Below are 19694 nucleotides of genomic sequence, written 5' to 3'. Positions count from 1 at the left end.
GCACGGCGGCGGACGCCGCGGCGAGCACCGAACGGCGGGAGGCGGAGTGGGACAGGGGTGCGGTGGTCTGCTTCACGGAGCCAGGGTGGGGCACGCAGGCGAGGGACATGTGGCGTCGGGCTGACCCCCGGGTGAACTTCCGACGCCGGCCCCCGGCGGCAGCGGGGTCGACCGGCCCGGGGCCGCTCAGCGCAGGGCGGTGACCGTCCGGACGGCGTCGACGATCGCGTCCGCGGCGGCGTCGAGCAGCGGGGCGTCGGCGTCCGGACCGAACGTGCAGCGCAGGGCCGTGCGGGCCTCGTCCTCGCTGAGGCCCAGCGCGAGCAGGGCCGGGGACGGCTCGGCGTCGTGGGCCGAGCACGCGGACCCTGCCGAGGCCAGCACGCCCCGGCGGGCCGCCTCCTCCAGCACCGACTCGCCGTTCACGCCGGGCAGCACGAACGAGGCGTGGCGTGGCAGCCGTCGGGCGGGATGGCCGGTCAGCCGCGCGTCGGGCACGAGCTCCCGGACGCCGTCGAGCACGCGCGCCGCGAACCGGTCCCGCAGCCCGGCCCACGCGTCCGCGGCCGCGGCGCGCTCCGCCTCGGCCTCCTCGAAGGCCGCCGCGAACCCGGCGGCACCGGCCACGTTCTGCGTCCCGGACCGCCGGCCCCGCTCCTGGCCGCCGCCGGGCACGAGCGGTTCCAGGGCGTGACCCGGGCGCACCCACAGCGCGCCGACCCCCTTGGGCCCGCCGACCTTGTGCCCGGACAGCGCCACGAGATCCGCCCCGAGGGCGCGCACGTCCACCGGGATCTGCCCCGCGGCCTGCACCGCGTCCACGTGCAGCGGCACGCCCGCCTCCCGGGCGACGGCGGCCAGCTCGGCCACCGGCTGCACCGTGCCCACCTCGTTGTGGGCCAGGTGCACGCTGACCAGCGCGGTGTCCGGGCGCAGGCGGGCGGCGAGGTCGTCCGCCGAGGTCAGGCCGTCCCGGTCCAGCGTGAGGGGCTCGACCTCGACGCCGTGCAGCCGGGCCAGCTGGTCACAGGACTGCCGCACCGCGCTGTGCTCGATCCCCGTGGTCAGCACGTGGCCCGCCGGGCGTCCGGCGAGGATCCGGGCGCGCACCGTGCCGAGCACGGCGAGCGCGTCGGCCTCCGTGCCGCCCGAGGTGAACACGACCTGCCCGGCCCGGGCGCCGATCGCGCGGGCCACCCGCGCGCGGGCGTCCTCGAGCAGGGCCGCCGCCGCCCGGCCGGCCTCGTGCGCCGAGGACGGGTTGCCGTAGACGCCGGTGAGCGCGGGCCACATCGCCTCCAGCGCGCTGCGCCGGACGGGCGCGGTGGCCGCGTGGTCCAGGTCGAGGGTGGTGCTCATCGGCGCGGCGAGCCCTCCTCGACCACGGCGTCCAGGCCCAGGTCCAGGGACCGGACGGTATGGGTCAGCGCCCCCACCGAGATCACGTCCACGCCCGTGGCCGCGATCGCCCCGATCGTCTCCAGGCTCACCCCGCCGGAGGCCTCGACGACGGCCCGGCCCGCCACGAGCTCGACGCCGGCCCGCAGCTCGGCCGGCGAGAAGTTGTCCAGCATGATCGTGCCGACCCCGGCGGCGAGCACCGCCGGGATCTGCTCGAGCCGGTCGACCTCCACCTCCACGTGGGTGGTGTGCGGCAGGCGTGCCATCCCGGCGCGCAGGGCCGCGGTGAGGGCCTCGCCCGGGTCGCCGGCGCCGCCGAACCCCAGCGCGGCCAGGTGGTTGTCCTTGAGCATCACGGCATCTGAGAGGCTGGAGCGGTGGTTGTGCCCGCCGCCGTCCCGCACCGCCTGCCGCTCGAGCACGCGCAGACCCGGGGTGGTCTTGCGGGTGTCCACCACCCGCGCGTGCCCGCCGCCGGCGCGCGCGGCGGCCACGTGGGCGGCCGTCGTCGTGGCGATCCCGGACAGGCGCTGGACGAGGTTCAGCGCCACGCGCTCGGCGCGCAGCACCGAGCGGGCGGGGCCCGCGACCTCGGCGACGACGGCGCCGGGGGACAGGTCGGCGCCGTCGGCCAGGTGCAGGGTGACGGACACGGCCGGGTCGACGAGCCGGAAGGCGGCCTCGAGGGCGTTCGTGCCGGAGAGCACCCCGGCCTCGCGGGCCACCACGCGCGCGGTGATCCGGGCCTGCTCCGGGACGAAGGCCTCCGAGGAGACATCACCCCAGGGCGCGTCCTCGGCGAGCGCGGCGGCCACGATCCGCTCCACGTCCGGCTGCGGGGCCGGCGTCGCCGGGGCGCGGTCGGCCGGGGTCACGTCCCGGCCCCGGCGGACTGCGCGGCCGACTGCTTCGGCGCGACGGCCAGCATCCGCTCGAGCGCGGTGCGGGCCGGGTCGGCCACGGACGCGGGCACGGTGATCCGGTTGACCACGCGGCCGGCCACGAGCTCCTCGAGCACCCACGCGAGGTAGCCGGGGTGGATGCGGTACATCGTGGAGCACGGGCAGATCACGGGGTCGAGGCAGAAGATCGTGTGCTCGGGGTGCTGGGCGGCCAGGCGCTGCACGAGGTTGATCTCGGTGCCGATCGCGAAGGTCGAGCCGGCCGGCGCCGCCTGGATCGCCTTGACGATGAAGTCGGTGGACCCGGAGGAGTCCGCGGCCTCCACCACGGGCAGGGGGCACTCGGGGTGCACGATCACCTGGACGTCCGGGTGCTCGGCGCGGGCCTGCTCGATCTGCGCGACCGTGAAGCGGCGGTGCACCGAGCAGAAGCCGTGCCACAGCAGGACCTTCGCGTCCCGCAGGGCGTCCTCGGAGTTCCCGCCCAGCGGCAGGCGGGGATTCCACGTCGGCATCTGCTCGAGTGGGATCCCCCTGGCGCGGCCCGTGTTCCGGCCCAGGTGCTGGTCCGGGAAGAACAGGACGCGCTGGGCACGCTCGAACGCCCAGTCCAGCACGGCCGAGGCGTTGGAGGACGTGCACACGATGCCGCCGCGCTCGCCGACGAAGCCCTTGAGGGCCGCGGAGGAGTTCATGTAGGTCACGGGCAGCAGGGGCACGCGCCCGTCGTCGTCCGGCTCGGTGCCGTAGACCGCCTCGAGCTGCTCCCACGCGTCCTCGACCGAGTCCAGGTCGGCCATGTCCGCCATGGAGCAGCCGGCGGCGAGGTTGGGCAGGATGACGGCCTGGTCCGGGGTGGAGAGCAGGTCCGCGGTCTCCGCCATGAAGTGCACGCCGCAGAACACGATCGCCTCCGCCTCGGGCCGGCCCTGGGAGGCGCGCGCGAGCTGGAAGGAGTCGCCCACGAAGTCGGCGTGCTGGACGACCTCGTCGCGCTGGTAGAAGTGGCCCAGCACGACGACGCGTTCGCCGAGTGTCTGCCGCGCGGCGCTGATCCGGGCGTGGAGCTCCTCGTCGGAGGCCCGCTGGTACTCCTCGGGGATGCGGCCCTGCACGGGGGCGTCGGCCGGGACGACGTCGTCCTGCGATGCGCCGGGGCCGTAGGCGGGCAGGCCGGCGTCGAACGCCCAGGGGCCGCGGGTCAGGTCGGGGGAACACGAGGAGCCGCGCGCGGCGTCCTTGTCGATCAGGGTCAGGGTGCGGGCCACCGAGGCGGTGGTTCCGGTCGGGGTGGTCATGGGTGACTCCTGGGTCGGGGCTGGTGGGTCAGCGGCGGGCGTCCGGCCCGGCGGGATCGGGGTCGGTCCCGGGCCCGGCGGGCCGGTACCGGTAGAGCTTGGGCGGGCGGTGCGGGGTGCCGCCGCGGACCTCGCCGGTCTCCTCGAGGGTCCCGGCGGCGAGGGTGGCGCGGCGGAAGTTGGCGGCGTCGAGGCCGCGGCCGAGGACGGCCTCGTGCACGGCGCGCAGCTCGGCGAGGGTGAAGGAGGGCCCCAGCAGCGCGTGCCCGACGCCGGCTCGCGGCAGGTCCGCGCGCAGGCGCGCCACGGCCGCCGCCAGGATCTGCGCGTGGTCGAATGCCAGCGCGGGCGGCGCGTCGGCCCGGTGCCAGCGCACATGGACCCCGATGGGCAGCCCGGCCACGTCCGGGTCCGGGCTGGACGCCGGGGCGGCGCCGTCGTCGTCCAGGGCGGGGCTGAGCGCCCAGTGGGCCACCGTGAGGACGCGTCCGGTGGGGGAGCGGTCCACGGCGCCGAACGCCGCCAGTTGCTCGAGGCGACGGACGGGACCGGGCACGCACTCGGCGGCCACGCGTGCGGCGACGTCGGCCAGCTCCTCGTCCGCGCCGAGCCACGCGCCCGGCAGCGCCCACCGGTCCAGGAACGGCTCGCGCATCCGCGGGACGAGGGCGACGCAGAGGCGGGGCACGCCGTGCGGGTCCGGGCGCACGCCGAAGACGGCCGTGGACACGGCGACGCTGACGCGGGCCTCATCGACCGGCATGGGACCTCCCGGAGTGGACTGGCGGGGCTGTTCTGGTCAGTATGACACTGTTCCCGCCCATCTCAGAGGGTCAAGATGACTGGAAGTCGGGGGAGGCGCCGGCGCGGTCCCGCGCTAGCCTGAGTCGGGTGAACACGACCGCCGCCTCCGCCCCGTCCGACGCACCCCTGGCCTCCACCCGCATCGGGGAGGGCCCGCGCCGCGTCGCGTTCCTGCACGGCCTCATGGGCCGCGGCCGGAACTTCACCGGCCCGGCCAAGGAGCTGGGCGACGACTTCACGGTGGAGCTGATCGATCTGCCGGACCACGGCGCCTCGCCCTGGACGGACCGGGTGGACTACCGCGAGATCGCGGACCGGGTGGCCGCCCACCTGCGCGCCGGCCTCGCCGCCGACGGGCCGGTCCACCTGCTGGGCCACTCGATGGGCGGCAAGGTCGCCATGGTGCTCGCCCTGCGGCACCCGGAGCTCGTGGACCGGCTGATCGTGGAGGACATCTCCCCGCGGCTCTCACCGCAGGCCACGGACGAGTTCGTGCACCTGCTCGGCACCATGCTGCGCATGGACCTGGACGCGTACGACACGCGGGCCGAGGCCGACACCGCCATGGCCGAGCACGTCCACGACGCGCGGGTGCGCGGCTTCCTGCTGCAGAACCTGCGGCGCACGGCCGGCCACTTCGCGTGGCAGCCCAACGTGGCCATGCTCTTCGAGCACCTGCGGGAGATCGGCTCGTTCCCGGACCCGGTGGTCCCCGAGGATCCGGAGCGCGTGTTCGACCATCCGGTCCTGTGGCTGGCCGGCGCCGAGTCGGACTACGTCCAGGATGAGGACGTGCCGCGGATGAAGGAGCTGTTCCCGCGCGTCGTGCGCGTGACCGTCCGTGACGCCGGCCACTGGCTGCACGCCGACCAGCCCGAGGCCTTCGTCTCCGCGGTGCGCACCTTCCTCACCGCCGACTGACGGGGCCCGTCGGGAGACGGAGCCAGCGCCGAGGCCCGCAGACGCGCCGCCACGTTCCGTACGTAGCGGCGCGTCTGCGGGCCTCAGCGTGGGGCGCGGGTGGGGGCGGACCCGTCGGCCGCCGCATCAGTGGGCGGGCGCGGCCTTCTTTCCGCGCAGGCGTCCGACGAGCAGGACCACCCCGAGCGCGACCGAGCCCCAGAGCAGGCCCCACACAGCCGATGTCGCGGTGTCCGTGAGCCAGCCGAGGAACGCGCCGGCGGCGTGCGTGACGGGCTCGACGATCCCGTGCTGCACGGCGTAGGGCCACGGAACGCCCAGCGCGTCCAGCTCCACGAGGGCGATGTGGCCGCCCACCCAGAGCATCGCCACGGTGCCGATGACGGTCACCACGCGCAGCACGTGCGGCATGGCCTTGACCAGCCCGGCGCCGAATGAGCGGCCGCCGGAGGTCGAGGCGTTCTGGTGCAGGTGCAGGCCGACGTCGTCCATCTTCACGATCAGCCCCACGGCCCCATACACGCCCACGGTGATGAGGACGGCCACCACCGCCAGGACCGCCGCCTGCATCCAGAAGCCCAGGTCGGCCACCTCGTTCATGGAGATGACCATGATCTCCAGGGACAGGATGAAGTCCGTGGTGATGGCCCCGCGCACCACGGTGTCCTCGGCCTCCGGACCCCGCTCGACGGCGGGCTCCTCGTCGTGGGCATGCCCGTGGCCGGTGAGCTTGCCCCACACCTTGTGCGCGCCCTCATAGGACAGGTAGGTGCCGCCGGCCAGCAGCAGCCACGGCAGGATCCAGGGGGCGAGCCAGTCGAGCAGCAGCAGCGCGGGCAGGATGAACACGAGCTTGTTGCGCAGGGAGCCCTTGGTGATCCGCCAGATCATCGGCAGCTCGCGGGCCGCGGCCGCGCCGGCCATGTACTGCGGGGTCACCGCGGCGTCGTCGACCACCACGCCCGCCGCCTTGGCCGCGGCTCGTCCCGCTCCGGCGGCCACGTCGTCCACGCTCGCGGCGGCGAGGCGGGCGAGGGCGGCGACGTCGTCGAGCAGGGCTACGAGTCCGACCATGGTTCCTCCTGGGGTGGGTCCGACGGGCGCGCCGGTGCGCGGGCAGGGCGCAGGTTGAGCATAGCGGCGAGGACGGACACGCACCGGCCCGGCCCCGTGGGGGACCGGGCCGGTGCGCGCGCGGCCGACGAGGCCGCCGGTGGGCTCAGGCGTCGTTCTCGGTGGTCTCCACGGGACGAGAGCCCAGGCGGCCGTCGATGCGGAGCAGGCCCGAGCCGTCGTCGCCGACGAGCTCGAGCTGGCCCACGATCTCGGAGACGGTGGCCTCCTCCTCGATCTGCTCGTCCAGGAACCAGTTCAGCAGCGGGCGCGAGTTGAGGTCGCCCGCGGACTCGGTGGCTCGGTACAGCTCGCGGATCGCCTCGGAGACCTTCTGCTCGTGCGCGAGCGCGGCCCGGAAGATCTCCAGGGCCGACAGGCCGGCCTGCACGGGCGGGGCCGGGATGGCGCCGATCGTCGGGAAGCTGTCCCGGTCGGCGACGTGGTCGATGAACTTGTTCGCGTGGACGATCTCCTCGTCCGCCTGGTGCCGCAGCCACGCGGCCATCCCGGACAGGTCCAGGTCGTCGGCGGCGATCGCGAGCTGGCGGTAGACCATGGACGCCTCGAACTCGAGGGTGATCTGGTCGTTGAACTTCTGCAGCAGGTCATCGGTGAGCTTCATGCCTCGAACTCTAGGCAGGCGGCCGGGGCGCGGTGAAGGCGCGCCCGCCCCGTGGCCGAGGCACGACGACGGCGGGCGGCGGCTTCCGCCGGATTCGGCGCCCCGCGGCCCCGGCCCTAGGCTGGGCGCCGTGTCCGAGACCCACCACGCCCGCCCGGGCGTCGACCCCGTGTCGACGCCGCCCTCCGACGTGCCGCGAGGACCGGGCGGCCGGGCCGCGCTCGTGCGCCGCCGCGTGTTCCGGACGCCCCTGCTGCGCCGCGTGGTCTACGCGGTGGTCTTCGAGCTGCTCGCCATCCTCTTCACCACCGTGATCCTGGCGGCGCTCGGCAACGGCGGTGGGCCCTCGCTCGCCGTGGCGGTGGTGTCCTCGACCGTGGCCCTGCTGTGGAACATCGTGTTCAACTCCGTGTTCGAGACCCTCGAACGCCGCCTCGGGATCACGGGCCGGCCCTGGTGGGTGCGCGTGGCCCACGCCGTCGGCTTCGAGGGCGGGCTGATCGTGTTCCTCGTGCCCGCGGTGGCGCTGATCCTCGGCATCGGGCTGGGGGAGGCGTTCCTCATCGAGGCCGGCCTGCTCGTGTTCTTCCTCGTCTACGCCGCGGTGTACGCCTATGCGTTCGACTCGGTGTTCGGCCTGCCGGACTCGGCCGCCCGCGCCGAGGCCTGACCCGCCGCTCGGAGCAGGCGCGGCTCAGCGGGACGCCGGCAGCCCCAGGAACGCGCGGATCGCGGGCATCTCGCGGCGCACCTGGTCCAGGCCGAGCTCGTGGGCGGCGGCCAGCTTGGCCACGGACCGCTCGCCGTTGGCGATGGGCATGGTCTCGGGCACGAACAGATAGGCCCGTCCCTGCCGCTCCATCTCGAACAGGCGCTCGCGGGTCGCGTTGTACCGGCGCCAGCGCGTGAGCAGGCCGTCCGCGACGGCGGGGTAGCGCCGGAAGGTGCGCTGGTAGAACGAGGGGAACCGCTCGGGCCGCTTCACGTACCCGCGCTCCCGCGTCAGGACCACGAGGACCTTCTCGAACCCCGCGTCCTCCGCCGCGGTCAGCGGGATCCCGCCGTCCACGCCGAGGGCGCCGTCCACGAACACCGTGCCCTCGGCATGCACCGGGGGCATGAGGACCGGCATCGTGGACGACGCGCGGACGCGGACCATCAGGTCGGTCAAGGTGGTCATGTCGGAGCGGTCCCACCAGCGGGTCTCGCCGCTCGCAGCGTCGAACCCGCCGAGGACGAGCCGGGCGGGGTTCGCGCGGAACGTGGCGAAGTCGTAGGGCAGGTCCGCCTCGGGCAGGCCGGCGTGCTCGTAGATGTACTCGGCGTTGAACAGGCCCTTGCCGCGCAGGAAGCTCAGCCAGTTGCCGAACCGAGGATCGTCGGCGAAGTCCACGAACGAGCGCCGCGCACGGGCCGGGTCGCGGGACAGGTAGTTCACGGCGTTGGACGAGCCCGCCGAGATGCCGGCCACGAAGTCCACGTGGATCCGCTCGCGCAGCAGCTCCGCCACCACGGCCGAGGTGAGCGCGGCGCGCATCCCCCCGCCCTCGAACAGCAGCGCCGTGTCGGTGACGTTGGACGTCATGGGCTCGGTCATGGTCGGTCCCTCCGTGTTCGCCGTCCGCCGAGCCGGGCGCGGAGTGCTCCCGTCCGGCCGCGCCCATCCTAGGCTGTCCCCATGGCGACGACCCACATGAAGAGCACCCCCGTCCACACCGTCGGTGGGCTGCCCCAGGTGGGTGCCCCCGCCCCCGACTTCACCCTCACCGGGGCGGACCTGTCCCCGGTGACCCTGCGGGAGCTGCGCGGCCGTCGCGTGATCCTGAACATCTTCCCGTCCCTGGACACGGGCGTGTGCGCCGCATCCGTCCGCGAGTTCGACTCCCGCGTCGCGGACCTCGGGGACACCACCGTCGTGGCCGTGTCCGCGGACCTGCCGTTCGCCGCCGCGCGCTTCTGCTCGGTCGAGGGCATCGACCACGTCCGCAGCGGCTCCGTGTTCCGCTCGTCGTTCGGCGACGACTACGGCGTGCGCATGACCGACGGTCCGCTCGAGGGCCTGCTGGCCCGCGCCGTCGTCGTGGTCGATGCCGACGGCGTGGTCCGTCATGCCCAGCTCGTCCCCGAGATCTCCGAGGAGCCGGACTACGAGGCCGCCCTGGCGGCCGCCCGGGGCTGAGCGTGACGCCGCCGGGCTGGCCGCCGCGCGCACGACGCTCGCCCCTGGCGTTCGTCATCGCGCTGTTCGGCGTGCTCGGGGCGCTGGTCCTGGCGGGGGGCCTCACCGCGCTCCTCGCCGGCCGGATGGTCGACGTCGCCGCGGACTCCGCCCCGACCGTGCCCGCCGCCGAGGCCCCGGCACGGGAGGCGGGCGAGCTCGCGGCGGGCCTGACCCACGTCCACGACGGCGTGACGGTGGACTGGTCCGCATCGGCCCACGACGGCTCGTCCCTGGACCCGGGCCAGCCGGTCGCGGACGCCCCGGGCATCCTCCTCGTGGAGACCGCCCTCGGCGCCCGCACCGGCACGGGGACCGGCATGGTGCTCTCCCCGGACGGGCTGGCGGTGACCAACTACCACGTGGTCGAGGACTCCTCGGAGGTGCACGTGGTGGTCGCGGACACCGGCGCGCGGCACACGGCCACGGTGCTCGGGCGCGATGCCGAGCACGACATCGCGGTGCTCGACGTCGAGGGCGTCTCAGACCTGCCGGTGGCCAGCGTCTCGCTGGACCCGGTGCGGCGCGGGGACCAGGTGGCCGCCGTCGGCAACGGCGGGGGCCAGGGTTATCTGACGGCCGTGCGCGGCACCGTGCTCGGCACGGACCGCTCGATCATGGCCGCGGCCGAGGGCACCGATCAGTACGCGCGCCTGTCCGGCCTGATCCAGACGGACGCGGACGTCGTGCCCGGCTACTCCGGCGGCCCGGTGGTGGACGACGCCGGCCAGGTGGTCGGCGTGACCGTGGCGGCCAGCGACGGGACCACCGCAGACGAGGTGGACGGCTTCGCGATCCCGCTGGAGGTGGCCTTCGACGTGGTGGACCAGGTCCTCTCGGGTGAGGAGACGGACACCGTGAGCATCGGCGCGGACGGCGCCCTGGGCATCATGGTCGGCGCGGATCCCGACGTCGGCGTCGTGGTCATGCAGGTGGACGCGGGCTCGGCGGCCGAGCAGATCGGCCTGGTGGAGGGCGATGTGATCCTCGAGATCGAGGGGCGGGCCGTCGGCGACGACGCCTCCCGGATGTCCCGCCTGGTCAACGACCACAACGTGGGGGACCGGATCACCGTCCAGTGGCGCACCGCCGACGGCGGGGTGCGCGAGGCCGAGGCGGTCCTGCAGCCGGCCCTCGTGAACTGACCGGCCCCCCCGGCGCTCAGGAGAGCAGGTCCAGCGAGAGGGCCATCGCGGCCACGCCCAGCAGCACGCCGCCCAGCGCCGCGGCGCGGCCCCCGGCCGCCCGGGCGGCGGGCAGCAGCGCGTCGAGGCTCACGGTCACCATCACGCCCGCCACGGCCGCGAAGACGGCGGCCACGAGCGCGGGTGTGAGGAACGGGGCCAGCAGCAGCCAGCCGATCAGCGCGCCCAGCGGCTCCGCGATCCCCGTGAACGCGGCCCACGCGAAGGCTCTGCGCCGCGATCCGGTGGCCTGCCGCACGGGCACGGCCACGGCCACGCCCTCGGGAACGTTGTGCACGGCCATCGCGACGGCCAGCGCGAGGCCCACCGACGGATCCTGCAGGGTGCCGGCGAAGGTGACGAAGCCCTCCGGCAGATTGTGCAGGCCGATCGCCAGGGCCGTCACCGTGCCCAGGCGCAGCATCCGCCGCCGGTCCAGGCCGGCCCGGTCGTCGGCGTCGTCCGGCATCTCCGAGACGGGGTCGGGGACGGCGCGCTCGAGCAGCACGTAGGCGCCTGCGCCGAGGGTCAGGGCGGCCACCGCGACGGCGGTCGCCGCGGGGCCGACCGCCCCGCCCAGTCCCTCGACGGCGGCCGGCAGCATCTCCAGGAAGGAGACCGCGAGCATGACGCCCGCGGCGAGGCCGAGGGCGGCCCCCAGCCCGCGGCCCGAGGGCTCGCGTCCGACGATCGCCAGGACGCCGCCCAGCACCGTGGCCAGTCCGGCGAACGTCGTGAGAGCGAGCGCGGTCCAGAACGGGTCCACGGGAGAGGGCCTCCTGACGGGCGGCGGGCGGGGTGCGACCATCCTAGGGACCACAGGAGGAGACCATGACCGAAATCGCCGCCAGCCCCGGATTCGCCCTGCCCCGGGGCGTCGAGCCGGGCCGCGCCGTCATCGTGGGCGCCGGACCCAACGGCCTGACCGCCGCCGCCCTGCTGGCCCGCGAGGGCTGGGAGGTGGACGTGTTCGAGCGGGCCCCGGTGCCCGGCGGTGCGTGCGCGTCCGCGCCGGTGCTGGGGGAGGGGACCGTGGTGGACCTCGGGGCGGCGGGCCATCCGTTCGGCGTCGCCAGCCCCGTGTTCCGGGAGCTGGGGCTGACGGACCACGGGCTCGCCTGGCTGCACCCGGCCGTGCCGATGGGACATCCGCTGCCGGACGGGCCGGCCGCCCTCCTGCACCGGGACCTCGAGGCCACCGCCGCGGGTCTCGGCGTCGACGCGCGGGCCTGGCGGGCCGTGCACGGGGCCCTGGTCGAACACGTCGACGAGATCCTGGCGGGCGCGCTCGGCCCGGTGCTGCGACCCCCGCCCCATCCGGTGGCGATGGCCCGCTTCGGCCTGCGCGCCCCGTGGCCGGCCGATCTGCTGGGCCGGGCGATGTTCCGCACGGAGGCCGCCCGCGCCCTGTTCACGGGCTCGGCGGCCCACGCGATCCTGCCCTCGAGCCGGCCCCTGACGGCGGCGTTCGGTGCGCTTTTCGGCGCGCTCGGGATGAGCTCGGGCTGGCCGGTGGCGCGCGGCGGGTCGGGGGCGATCGTCGAGTCGCTCGTGGCGGTGCTGCGGGCGCACGGCGGGCGGCTGCACCTGGGTCAGGAGGTCACGGACCTGCGCGCGCTGCCCGCCGCGGACGCCGTCGTGCTGGACCTGACCCCGCGCCAGGTGCTGCGCGTCGCCGGCACGGGCCTGCCGCCGCGCTACGCCGCGGCCCTGCGCCGGTGGCGCCCCGGGCCGTCCGTGTCCAAGGTCGACTTCCTGCTCGACGGGCCGATCCCGTGGCGCGACGCCCGGCTCGCGGGCGCGGGGACGGTGCACCTGGGCGGGACCGCCGCCGAGATCCGGCGGGCCGAGAACGACGTCGCGGCCGGCCGGATGCCGGCGCGGCCCTTCGTCATGCTCTGTCAGCAGCAGGCGGCGGACCCCTCACGGGCCACCGGGCCCGCCCGGGGGCACACGGTCGTCTGGTCCTACGCCCATGTGCCCCACGGCCACCCCGGCGACGTCCGTCCGCTGATCGAGGCGGAGGTGGAGCGGCACGCACCCGGCTTCCGGGACCGGATCGGGGCCGCGGTCGCGATGCGCCCGGCCGACCTGGAGGTGTGGAACCCGAACCTCGTGGGCGGCGACATCGCGGGGGGATCGCTCGCGGGAGCGCGCGCGCTCCTGCGCCCCACTGCGTCGCCCCGGCCGCACCGGGCGGGCCGGGCCGGGCTGTATCTGGCCTCCGCCTCCACCCCGCCGGGCGCCGGCGTCCATGGCATGGGCGGGGCGTGGGCCGTGCGGACGCTGCTGGCGGACCGTCGTCGCTGACCGCGCCGGCACCCGGGCGGAGCGGCGCCGGGCCGGGGCCTGCCGGGGTGTCGGCGACCGCTGTGCGACACGGCTGAGACGGATCCGGATCCGGACTTTCGCGAATCGGAATGTGCCCGCTACAGTGTGGTCCATCTCACGGAACGTCCCGTCTCGACGGAACGGCCCGGGGGTCGTCTCGCACCACCAGATCCCCACAGGGATGCGGGCGCGCGACGTCCTTGCACCTCTCATGAACGGAAGCACCTTCCATGAAGTACACGAAGCTCTCCGCTGCCGCGGCCCTGGCCGCCGGCTCGGCCCTCATCCTCTCCGCGTGCGCCCCGGGCGGCGGCAACGCAGGCGACTCCAGCAACGGCTCCGGCGCCAGCCAGGGCGGCGACTCGGGCGCCGGCAACGTCATCGACGGGGACAAGGGCCAGAAGCTCACCGCCGAGGCCTCCGGGCCGGAGAAGGCCGACCTGGGCGACGTCAAGACCCAGGACGGCTCCATCGCCTACTCGGTGGGCGCCGACGACTTCCTGTCCTACAACGGCCGGCAGTCGAACACGTACACCACGTACAACTCGGCCGTCGTGGACCGCCTGTTCTCGTCCTTCTGGTACTTCGGCACCGACGGCTCGATCATCCCGAACAAGGACTTCGGCACGTACGAGAAGACCTCGGACGACCCGCTGACCGTGAAGTACACCATCAGCGACGACGCCAAGTGGTCCGACGGCACCCCCGTCACCGCCGGCGACTTCATCGTCCACTGGGCCGCGAACAACGAGACTGTCAAGGCGGAGGGTTCCGAGACCCCGCTGTTCGACTCGATCGCCTTCGAGCAGGGCAAGTACATCCCGGAGGCGCCCGAGGGCGAGGCCGACGGCAAGGAGTTCACCGTCACCTACCCGGAGCCCTACGCGGACTGGGAGATCCTCATCGAGACCGCACTGCCGGCTCACATCGTCGCCAAGGAGGCGGGCATGAGCTTCGAGGAGCTCGTCACCGCCGCGAAGGAGAAGGACGTCGAGGCGCTCACCCCGGCGGCCGAGTTCTGGAACGACGGCTGGGACTTCAGCCCCGGCGAGCTGCCGGACGCCTCGCTGGTGCCCTCCATGGGACCCTACAAGTTCAAGGACGGCGGCTGGCAGGCCGGCCAGTCCATCACCCTCGAGGCCAACCCCGAGTACTGGGGCACCCCGGCGGCCACCAAGGAGCTCGTCCTCCGCTTCGCCGACCCCAAGACCCACGTGCAGGCCCTGCAGAACGGCGACCTCGACGTCATCGAGCCGCAGGCCACCGTGGACACCCTCCAGCAGCTCGAGGGCCTCGGCGACGACGTCAACGTCCAGACCGGCGACGAGCTGACCTGGGAGCACGTGGACTACAACCGCGGCGAGGGCTCGGTCTTCGCCGACTCCCCGGAGCTGCGCGAGGCCTTCGCCCTCTGCCTGCCCCGCCAGCAGATCGTGGACAACCTGATCAAGCCGATCTATGCGGACGCCCAGGTCATGAACCTGCGCGAGGTCTTCCCCTTCCAGGACAAGTACCAGGAGGTCGTGGACGCGGCCTACCCGACGGAGATGGACCAGCCGAACATCGAGAAGGCCAAGGAGCTCGTCGAGAAGTCGGGCGTCTCCACGCCCACGGTCCGTCTCGGCTACCAGGCCGGCAACCCGCGTCGCACCGAGACCGTCGCGCTCATCAAGAGCTCCTGCGATCAGGCCGGCTTCGACGTGCAGGACGCCAACTCGCCGGTGTTCTTCAAGGAGGTCATGCCGGCCGGTGACTACGACGCCGCCCTCTACGCCTGGGCCGGCTCGGGCCAGAAGGCCACCGGCGCGAACATCTACCAGTCGGACGGCGCCCAGAACCAGCAGAGCTACAACAACCCCGAGGTGGACGCGGCCTGGGACAAGCTCGCCACCTCGCTGGACGAGAACGAGCAGCTGGAGCAGGTCAAGACCATCGAGAAGCTGCTCTGGGAGGACTTCCAGGCCATCCCGCTGTACGCTCACCCGGGTCTGGTCGGCCACAAGGCCGACGTCGCCAACGTGCGCGGCACCGCCGCCCAGTCGGGTGCGCTGTGGAACGTGGAGCAGTGGGTCCGCGTCCAGGAGTGACACCCCGCTGACCTCTGACCCGGCGGTCCGCCTCCCGCGGACCGCCGGCGTCGGGATCGAGGACAGAGCCCGGCCGGGCACCGGCCGGGCTCTGGCCGTGAACCGCGGCGAACCCGCACCCCTCCCTTTCCCTTGCACTCGCACGGAAGGTCACCCCCTGTTGTGCTGAAATTCATCCTCAAGCGCCTCGGCAGCTCCCTCCTGGTGCTGTTCGGCGCGTCGATCCTGCTCTTCTTCCTCGTGGCCCACTCGGGTGACCCCCTCCAGGACCTGCGAGAGTCACAGAACCCCAACCGCGAGACCCTCATCGCCGCCCGCACCGAATTCATGGGGCTGGACCAGCCCTGGTACGCCCGCTACTGGGACTGGCTCCAGGGCATCGGCGGCTGCGTCACCGGTCAGTGCGACCTCGGCCTCAGCCGGAACGGTCAGTCCGTCGGTGACCTGTTGAGCAACGCCGCGGCCTCCACGCTGCGCCTCGTGGTGCTCGCGACCGTCCTGGCGATCATCATCGGCATCGCGATCGGCATCGTCACCGCGATCCGCCAGTACTCCGGCCTCGACTACGTGGTCACGTTCCTGATCTTCCTCTTCTTCTCGCTGCCCGTGTTCTGGGCGGCCGTGCTCCTGAAGGAGTACATGGGGATCCGGTTCAACGACTGGATCCGCAGCCCCGAGCTGAACTGGCCCCTCCTCATCGGGGTCGCCGTCCTCGCGGGCCTGGTCCTGCAGGCCGTCATGGCGGGCGACCTCAGGCGGCGCGCCTTCACGTTCGGCGCCACCACCGCGTTCATCCTGCTCGCCGGCTGGGTGCTGTTCGCCGTCGACTTCTGGCGGCATCCGCAGATGGGCCCGGTCGTGCAGCTGGTCATCGGCCTGGCCGCCGCCGTCGGCGCCACCGCGGTGATCTCCGGTCTGCGCAACCGATCGGTCCTCAAGGCCGCCCTGGTCACGGCCGTGATCGGCCTCGTCGCCTACTACGCCACCTACGGCCTGCTGTGGCGGACGCCGTCCGCGCTGCTGCTGGCCGGCCTCGGCGTCATCCTCGTGCTGGTGGCCATCCTGGTGGGCCGCCTGCTCGGCGGCTTCTCCAAGGGCTCGGCCGTGTCCGCCTCGCTGGTGACCGCCCTGATCATGGGCGTGGCGATCGTGGCGGAGCACCTGATGAACTACTGGCCGACCTTCCTGAAGGTCAAGCCGCGCCCGATCTCCACGATCGGCTCGGGCACCCCGAACCTGGACGCCCACTTCTGGGTGGTGTTCCTGGACCGCGGTGCGCAGCTGCTGCTGCCCACCATCCTGCTGACCATCATCTCGGTGGCCACGTACTCGCGGTACACGCGCTCCTCCATGCTCGAGGTCTCGCGCCAGGACTACATCCGCACCGCGCGCGCCAAGGGCCTGCCGGAGCGCCAGGTGATCCTGAAGCACGCGTTCCGCAACTCCCTGATCCCCATCACCACGATCATGGCCTTCGACTTCGCCGGCCTGATCGGCGGCGCCGTGATCACGGAGCAGGTGTTCGGCTGGAAGGGCATGGGCGAGCTGTTCGCCACCGGCCTGCGCGACGTGGACCCCATGCCCGTGATGGCGTTCTTCCTCGTGACGGGCACCGCCGCCGTGCTGATGAACCTCGTGGCGGACGTGCTCTACGCCGTCCTCGACCCCCGGATTCGAGTGTGAGCCAGATGACCACCAACAACTCCTCGACGACGGGCGCGCAGCTCGACGAGAAGCAGATCTTCGACCTCGCGGAGGCGGAGGACGCCAAGCTCCGCGCCAAGGCCGGGAAGTCCTACTCCCAGGGCGCCCTGGTCCGCAAGCGCTTCTTCCGCCACAAGGCGGCGATGATCTCCCTGATCGTGCTGGTCTTCATCACGCTGATGGCGTTCTCCTCCATCGGCTTCGCCGGCATCCCCGGCTGGTGGGACAAGTCCTACACGGCCGCGGCCACCGTGGTGAACGGCGGTCACCCGACGCTGTCGGTCGTGCCGCAGGCCTTCGGGGGCGAGGGCATCCGCTGGGGCGAGCACCCCTTCGGCCAGGACACCACGGGCAAGGACTACTTCGCCCTCGTGATGCGCGGGACCCAGCAGTCCATGATCATCGCGGCCATCGTGGGCCTGCTCTCCACCGTGATCGGCGCGATCGTCGGCGCCGTGTCCGGCTACTTCGGCGGCTGGGTCGACTCCGTGCTGATGCGCCTGACCGACCTGATCATCGTCATCCCGCTGCTCGTGCTCGCCGCGGTGCTCGGTCAGATGGCCAGCGGCATGAAGATGGGCATCCTCCCGCTCGCGGTGGTGCTCGGCCTCGTGTCCTGGACGTCCCTGGCCCGCCTCGTGCGCGGCGAGGTCCTGTCCCTGCGCGAGAAGGAGTTCGTGGCGGCCGCCGTCGCCATGGGCGCCAAGCCGGGCCGCCTGATCTTCAAGCACCTGCTGCCCAACACGATCGGCGTGATCGTCGTGAACGCGACGTTCGCCATCGCGGGCGCGGTGCTGCTGGAGACCTCGCTGTCCTTCCTCGGCTTCGGCGTGAAGGCGCCGGACTCGTCTCTGGGCCTGCTCATCTCCGACTATCAGAACGCGTTCACCACCCGTCCGTGGCTGTTCTGGTGGCCCGGCATGATCATCCTCGCGATCGCCCTGTCCGTGAACTTCCTCGGTGACGGCCTGCGCGACGCCTTCGACCCGCGCCAGGGTGCGGGCGCCCACCGCAGGCCCCGCTTCTTCGGCCGCCGCGCGGCCGCCACCGAGGCCGGTGCGACGACGGCGGGCGGTCTGGCCGCGGCCCCGACGGCCGGTCGGATCGAGGCCCCCGTGGAGGAGGCCGGCGGATCCGCACGGATCTCCGACGCGGACGAGGACGGTCAGCGATGAGCGCGAACGACAAGAAAGGCCGATCCATGTTCGGCAAGAAGAACCAGAACGACGTGACCGCCGGCGGGCAGGGCTCGCACGCGGCGTCGTCGGCCGACCTCGAGGCGCGCGGCGCCGCCGTGCCCGGGTCCTCCGGCGACGGCGGCGTGCCCCCGGGCCCCGCGACGAGCGCGATGGGCGTCGTGGCCCGCCACGACGACCTGGGCGGCGAGCCGGTGCTGGCCTTCCGCGACGTGGACGTGAAGTTCGCGACCGAGTTCGGCGAGGTGCACGCGGTCAAGGGCGTGACGTTCGACGTCAAGCCCGGCGAGGTCGTCGCCCTCGTGGGCGAGTCCGGCTCCGGCAAGTCCGTCACGAGCGCCACCGCCATGGGCCTGCTCCCGGGCAATGCGGACATCACCGGCTCCGTGCAGCTGGCCGGCCGCGACGTGCTCACCATGACCCCGGGGCAGCTGCGCGACATCCGCGGCGACGAGGTGGCGATGGTGTTCCAGGAGCCCATGACGGCTCTGAACCCCGTCCTCACCGTGGGCGACCAGCTCACGGAGGCCCTCGAGCTGCACGGCATCGCCTACGGCACCGAGGCGGACAAGCGCGCCGTCGAGCTGCTCACCATGGTGGGCATCCCCGACGCCGCCACCCGGCTCAAGCAGTACCCCCACCAGTTCTCGGGCGGCCAGCGCCAGCGCATCGTCATCGCGATGGCGATCAGCTGCTCGCCGAAGGTGATCATCGCGGACGAGCCCACCACGGCGCTCGACGTGACGGTCCAGGCCGAGATCCTGGAGCTGCTGCGCTCCCTGAAGAACAAGATGAACACCGGCATCCTGCTCATCACGCACAACATGGGCGTGGTGGCGGACATGGCGGACCGCGTGTGCGTGATGCTCCACGGCGAGCTCGTGGAGCAGGGCTCGGTGCACCAGGTGCTCCAGCACGCCCAGCACCCGTACACCCAGAAGCTGCTCTCGGCGGTGCCGCGCCTCGGCGAGCCCCTCGAGGTGGCGGAGCCGGAGCCGGTCACGGCCACGCAGACGCAGGCCCGGTACGCGATCGAGGCGGAGAACCTCCACCTCGAGTACGACCACCGCGGCAAGAAGAACCGCGTGGTTCACGACGTCAGCTTCCAGGTGGCCCCGGGCGAGATCCTGGGCCTGGTGGGCGAGTCCGGCTCGGGCAAGTCCACCATCGCCAAGTCGGTGCTCGGCCTGCTCACCATCGCGGAGGGCTCGCTGCGCATCCAGGGCCACGACCTGGCGACGATGCCCAGGGCCGAGCAGCGCGCCCTGCGCAAGAACATCGGCGTGGTCTTCCAGGACCCGGCGGCCTCGCTGGACCCGCGGTTCCCGATCGGCGACATCATCACCGAGCCGATGGTCGTGCACAAGGTGGGGGACCGGCGCTCGCGCCTGGCCCGCGCCGAGGAGCTGCTGGACGCGGTGCGTCTGCCGCGCTCCGTGGTGAACCGGTACCCGCACGAGCTCTCCGGCGGTCAGCGCCAGCGCATCTCCATCGCCCGCGCCCTGACCCTGGACCCCCAGGTGCTCATCGCGGACGAGCCGACCTCGGCCCTGGACGTGTCCGTCCAGGCCGCCGTGCTGGACATGTTCGCGGAGCTGCAGCAGCGCTACGAGTTCGCGTGCCTGTTCGTGTCCCACGACCTCGCGGTGGTGGACATGCTGGCCCACAAGGTGCTCGTCCTCAAGGACGGCCGCCAGGTGGAGCAGGGCCCCACGGAGGAGGTGCTCCACCGTCCGAAGGAGGAGTACACCCGTCGCCTCCTGGCGGCGGCGCCCGTGCCGGACCCGGACCAGCAGGCGGAGCGTCGCCAGGAGCGCCGCGAGTTCCTCGCCTCCCTCGGCGAGGGCGTCTACTGACCGCTCGGGCCCACCGGCCCGCCTGTCCACGGCGGCCCCTGCGCGTACAATCGC

The 19694-nt window shown here is 73.4% G+C and carries 17 protein-coding genes; 9 read left to right on the top strand and 8 right to left on the bottom strand.

From position 1 onward, the window contains the following. Positions 1-186 precede the first annotated feature (186 nt). Genes J1M40_RS05450 through J1M40_RS05435 form a run of 4 tightly spaced genes read right to left on the bottom strand, consistent with a single transcriptional unit; the run spans position 187 to position 4364 of the window. Positions 187-1359: a cysteine desulfurase family protein gene (locus tag J1M40_RS05450; protein WP_206450542.1), complete on the bottom strand. Its 1173-nt coding sequence runs from the start codon at positions 1357-1359 to the stop codon at positions 187-189. Continuing rightward, a complete protein-coding gene (gene nadC / locus J1M40_RS05445; protein WP_136940142.1) occupies positions 1356-2276 on the bottom strand; it encodes a carboxylating nicotinate-nucleotide diphosphorylase in 921 nt (306 codons plus the stop codon). Before nadC ends, J1M40_RS05450 begins: the two co-directional genes overlap by 4 nt. Beyond that, complete coding sequence (gene nadA, locus J1M40_RS05440) at positions 2273-3601, bottom strand: quinolinate synthase NadA (RefSeq protein ID WP_113913746.1); 1329 nt, start codon at positions 3599-3601, stop codon at positions 2273-2275. Before nadA ends, nadC begins: the two co-directional genes overlap by 4 nt. Positions 3602-3629: 28 nt before the next feature. Further along, positions 3630-4364 (bottom strand): NUDIX hydrolase, encoded by a 735-nt coding sequence (locus J1M40_RS05435; protein ID WP_136940140.1) that lies wholly within the window; start codon positions 4362-4364, stop codon positions 3630-3632. A gap of 128 nt (positions 4365-4492) precedes the next feature. On the opposite strand from J1M40_RS05435, the gene J1M40_RS05430 reads away from it, so the two are divergent. Beyond that, the gene (locus tag J1M40_RS05430) at positions 4493-5326 is read left to right on the top strand and encodes an alpha/beta fold hydrolase (RefSeq protein ID WP_136940139.1); all 834 of its coding nucleotides are present in this window, start codon (positions 4493-4495) and stop codon (positions 5324-5326) included. A gap of 126 nt (positions 5327-5452) precedes the next feature. Here J1M40_RS05430 and J1M40_RS05425 read toward each other — a convergent pair whose 3' ends face one another. Continuing rightward, positions 5453-6400 (bottom strand): DUF808 domain-containing protein, encoded by a 948-nt coding sequence (locus J1M40_RS05425; RefSeq protein WP_044659385.1) that lies wholly within the window; start codon positions 6398-6400, stop codon positions 5453-5455. 145 nt (positions 6401-6545) lie between these two features. Next, positions 6546-7064 carry a ferritin gene (locus J1M40_RS05420; protein ID WP_020626453.1) on the bottom strand — a complete coding sequence of 173 codons (519 nt, stop codon included), beginning with the start codon at positions 7062-7064 and terminating at the stop codon, positions 6546-6548. 130 nt (positions 7065-7194) lie between these two features. Between J1M40_RS05420 and J1M40_RS05415 the strand changes: the two genes are divergently transcribed. Continuing rightward, positions 7195-7734 carry a PACE efflux transporter gene (locus tag J1M40_RS05415; protein ID WP_095353681.1) on the top strand — a complete coding sequence of 180 codons (540 nt, stop codon included), beginning with the start codon at positions 7195-7197 and terminating at the stop codon, positions 7732-7734. Between the two features lie 24 nt (positions 7735-7758). On the opposite strand, the gene J1M40_RS05410 is transcribed toward J1M40_RS05415, so the two are convergent. Next, a complete protein-coding gene (locus J1M40_RS05410; RefSeq protein WP_206450541.1) occupies positions 7759-8661 on the bottom strand; it encodes a patatin family protein in 903 nt (300 codons plus the stop codon). 81 nt (positions 8662-8742) lie between these two features. Here J1M40_RS05410 and tpx point away from each other — a divergent pair, with 81 nt between their 5' ends. Together tpx and J1M40_RS05400 are read left to right on the top strand one after the other, a co-directional pair. Further along, positions 8743-9243 carry a thiol peroxidase gene (gene tpx / locus J1M40_RS05405; RefSeq protein ID WP_049147477.1) on the top strand — a complete coding sequence of 167 codons (501 nt, stop codon included), beginning with the start codon at positions 8743-8745 and terminating at the stop codon, positions 9241-9243. A gap of 2 nt (positions 9244-9245) precedes the next feature. Continuing rightward, a complete protein-coding gene (locus tag J1M40_RS05400) occupies positions 9246-10427 on the top strand; it encodes a S1C family serine protease (protein WP_206450540.1) in 1182 nt (393 codons plus the stop codon). Positions 10428-10443: 16 nt separating this feature from the next. Here the strand turns inward: J1M40_RS05400 and zupT are convergent, their stop codons facing one another. Further along, positions 10444-11232: a zinc transporter ZupT gene (gene zupT, locus J1M40_RS05395; RefSeq protein ID WP_206450539.1), complete on the bottom strand. Its 789-nt coding sequence runs from the start codon at positions 11230-11232 to the stop codon at positions 10444-10446. A 65-nt stretch (positions 11233-11297) separates the two neighbouring features. Between zupT and J1M40_RS05390 the strand changes: the two genes are divergently transcribed. The 5 genes from J1M40_RS05390 to J1M40_RS05370 all read left to right on the top strand — a co-directional run bounded on the left by J1M40_RS05390 (position 11298) and on the right by J1M40_RS05370 (position 19640). After that, entirely contained in the window at positions 11298-12776 is a 1479-nt protein-coding gene (locus J1M40_RS05390) for an NAD(P)/FAD-dependent oxidoreductase (RefSeq protein ID WP_206450538.1), read from the top strand. A 251-nt stretch (positions 12777-13027) separates the two neighbouring features. Further along, a complete protein-coding gene (locus tag J1M40_RS05385) occupies positions 13028-14884 on the top strand; it encodes an ABC transporter family substrate-binding protein (protein ID WP_206450537.1) in 1857 nt (618 codons plus the stop codon). A 162-nt stretch (positions 14885-15046) separates the two neighbouring features. Then, a complete protein-coding gene (locus J1M40_RS05380; protein WP_206450536.1) occupies positions 15047-16567 on the top strand; it encodes an ABC transporter permease in 1521 nt (506 codons plus the stop codon). 5 nt (positions 16568-16572) lie between these two features. Continuing rightward, complete coding sequence (locus J1M40_RS05375) at positions 16573-17763, top strand: ABC transporter permease (protein ID WP_206450555.1); 1191 nt, start codon at positions 16573-16575, stop codon at positions 17761-17763. Continuing rightward, positions 17760-19640: an ABC transporter ATP-binding protein gene (locus tag J1M40_RS05370; RefSeq protein ID WP_206450535.1), complete on the top strand. Its 1881-nt coding sequence runs from the start codon at positions 17760-17762 to the stop codon at positions 19638-19640. The genes J1M40_RS05375 and J1M40_RS05370 overlap by 4 nt, the downstream gene beginning before the upstream one ends. The last annotated feature ends 54 nt before the right edge of the window (positions 19641-19694 follow it).

Origin of the sequence: Micrococcus sp. KRD026 (genome assembly GCF_017168445.1) — a bacterium.
GTDB classification, from domain to species: domain Bacteria; phylum Actinomycetota; class Actinomycetes; order Actinomycetales; family Micrococcaceae; genus Micrococcus; species Micrococcus luteus.
This window is presented reverse-complemented; position numbering and strand designations above follow the sequence as displayed.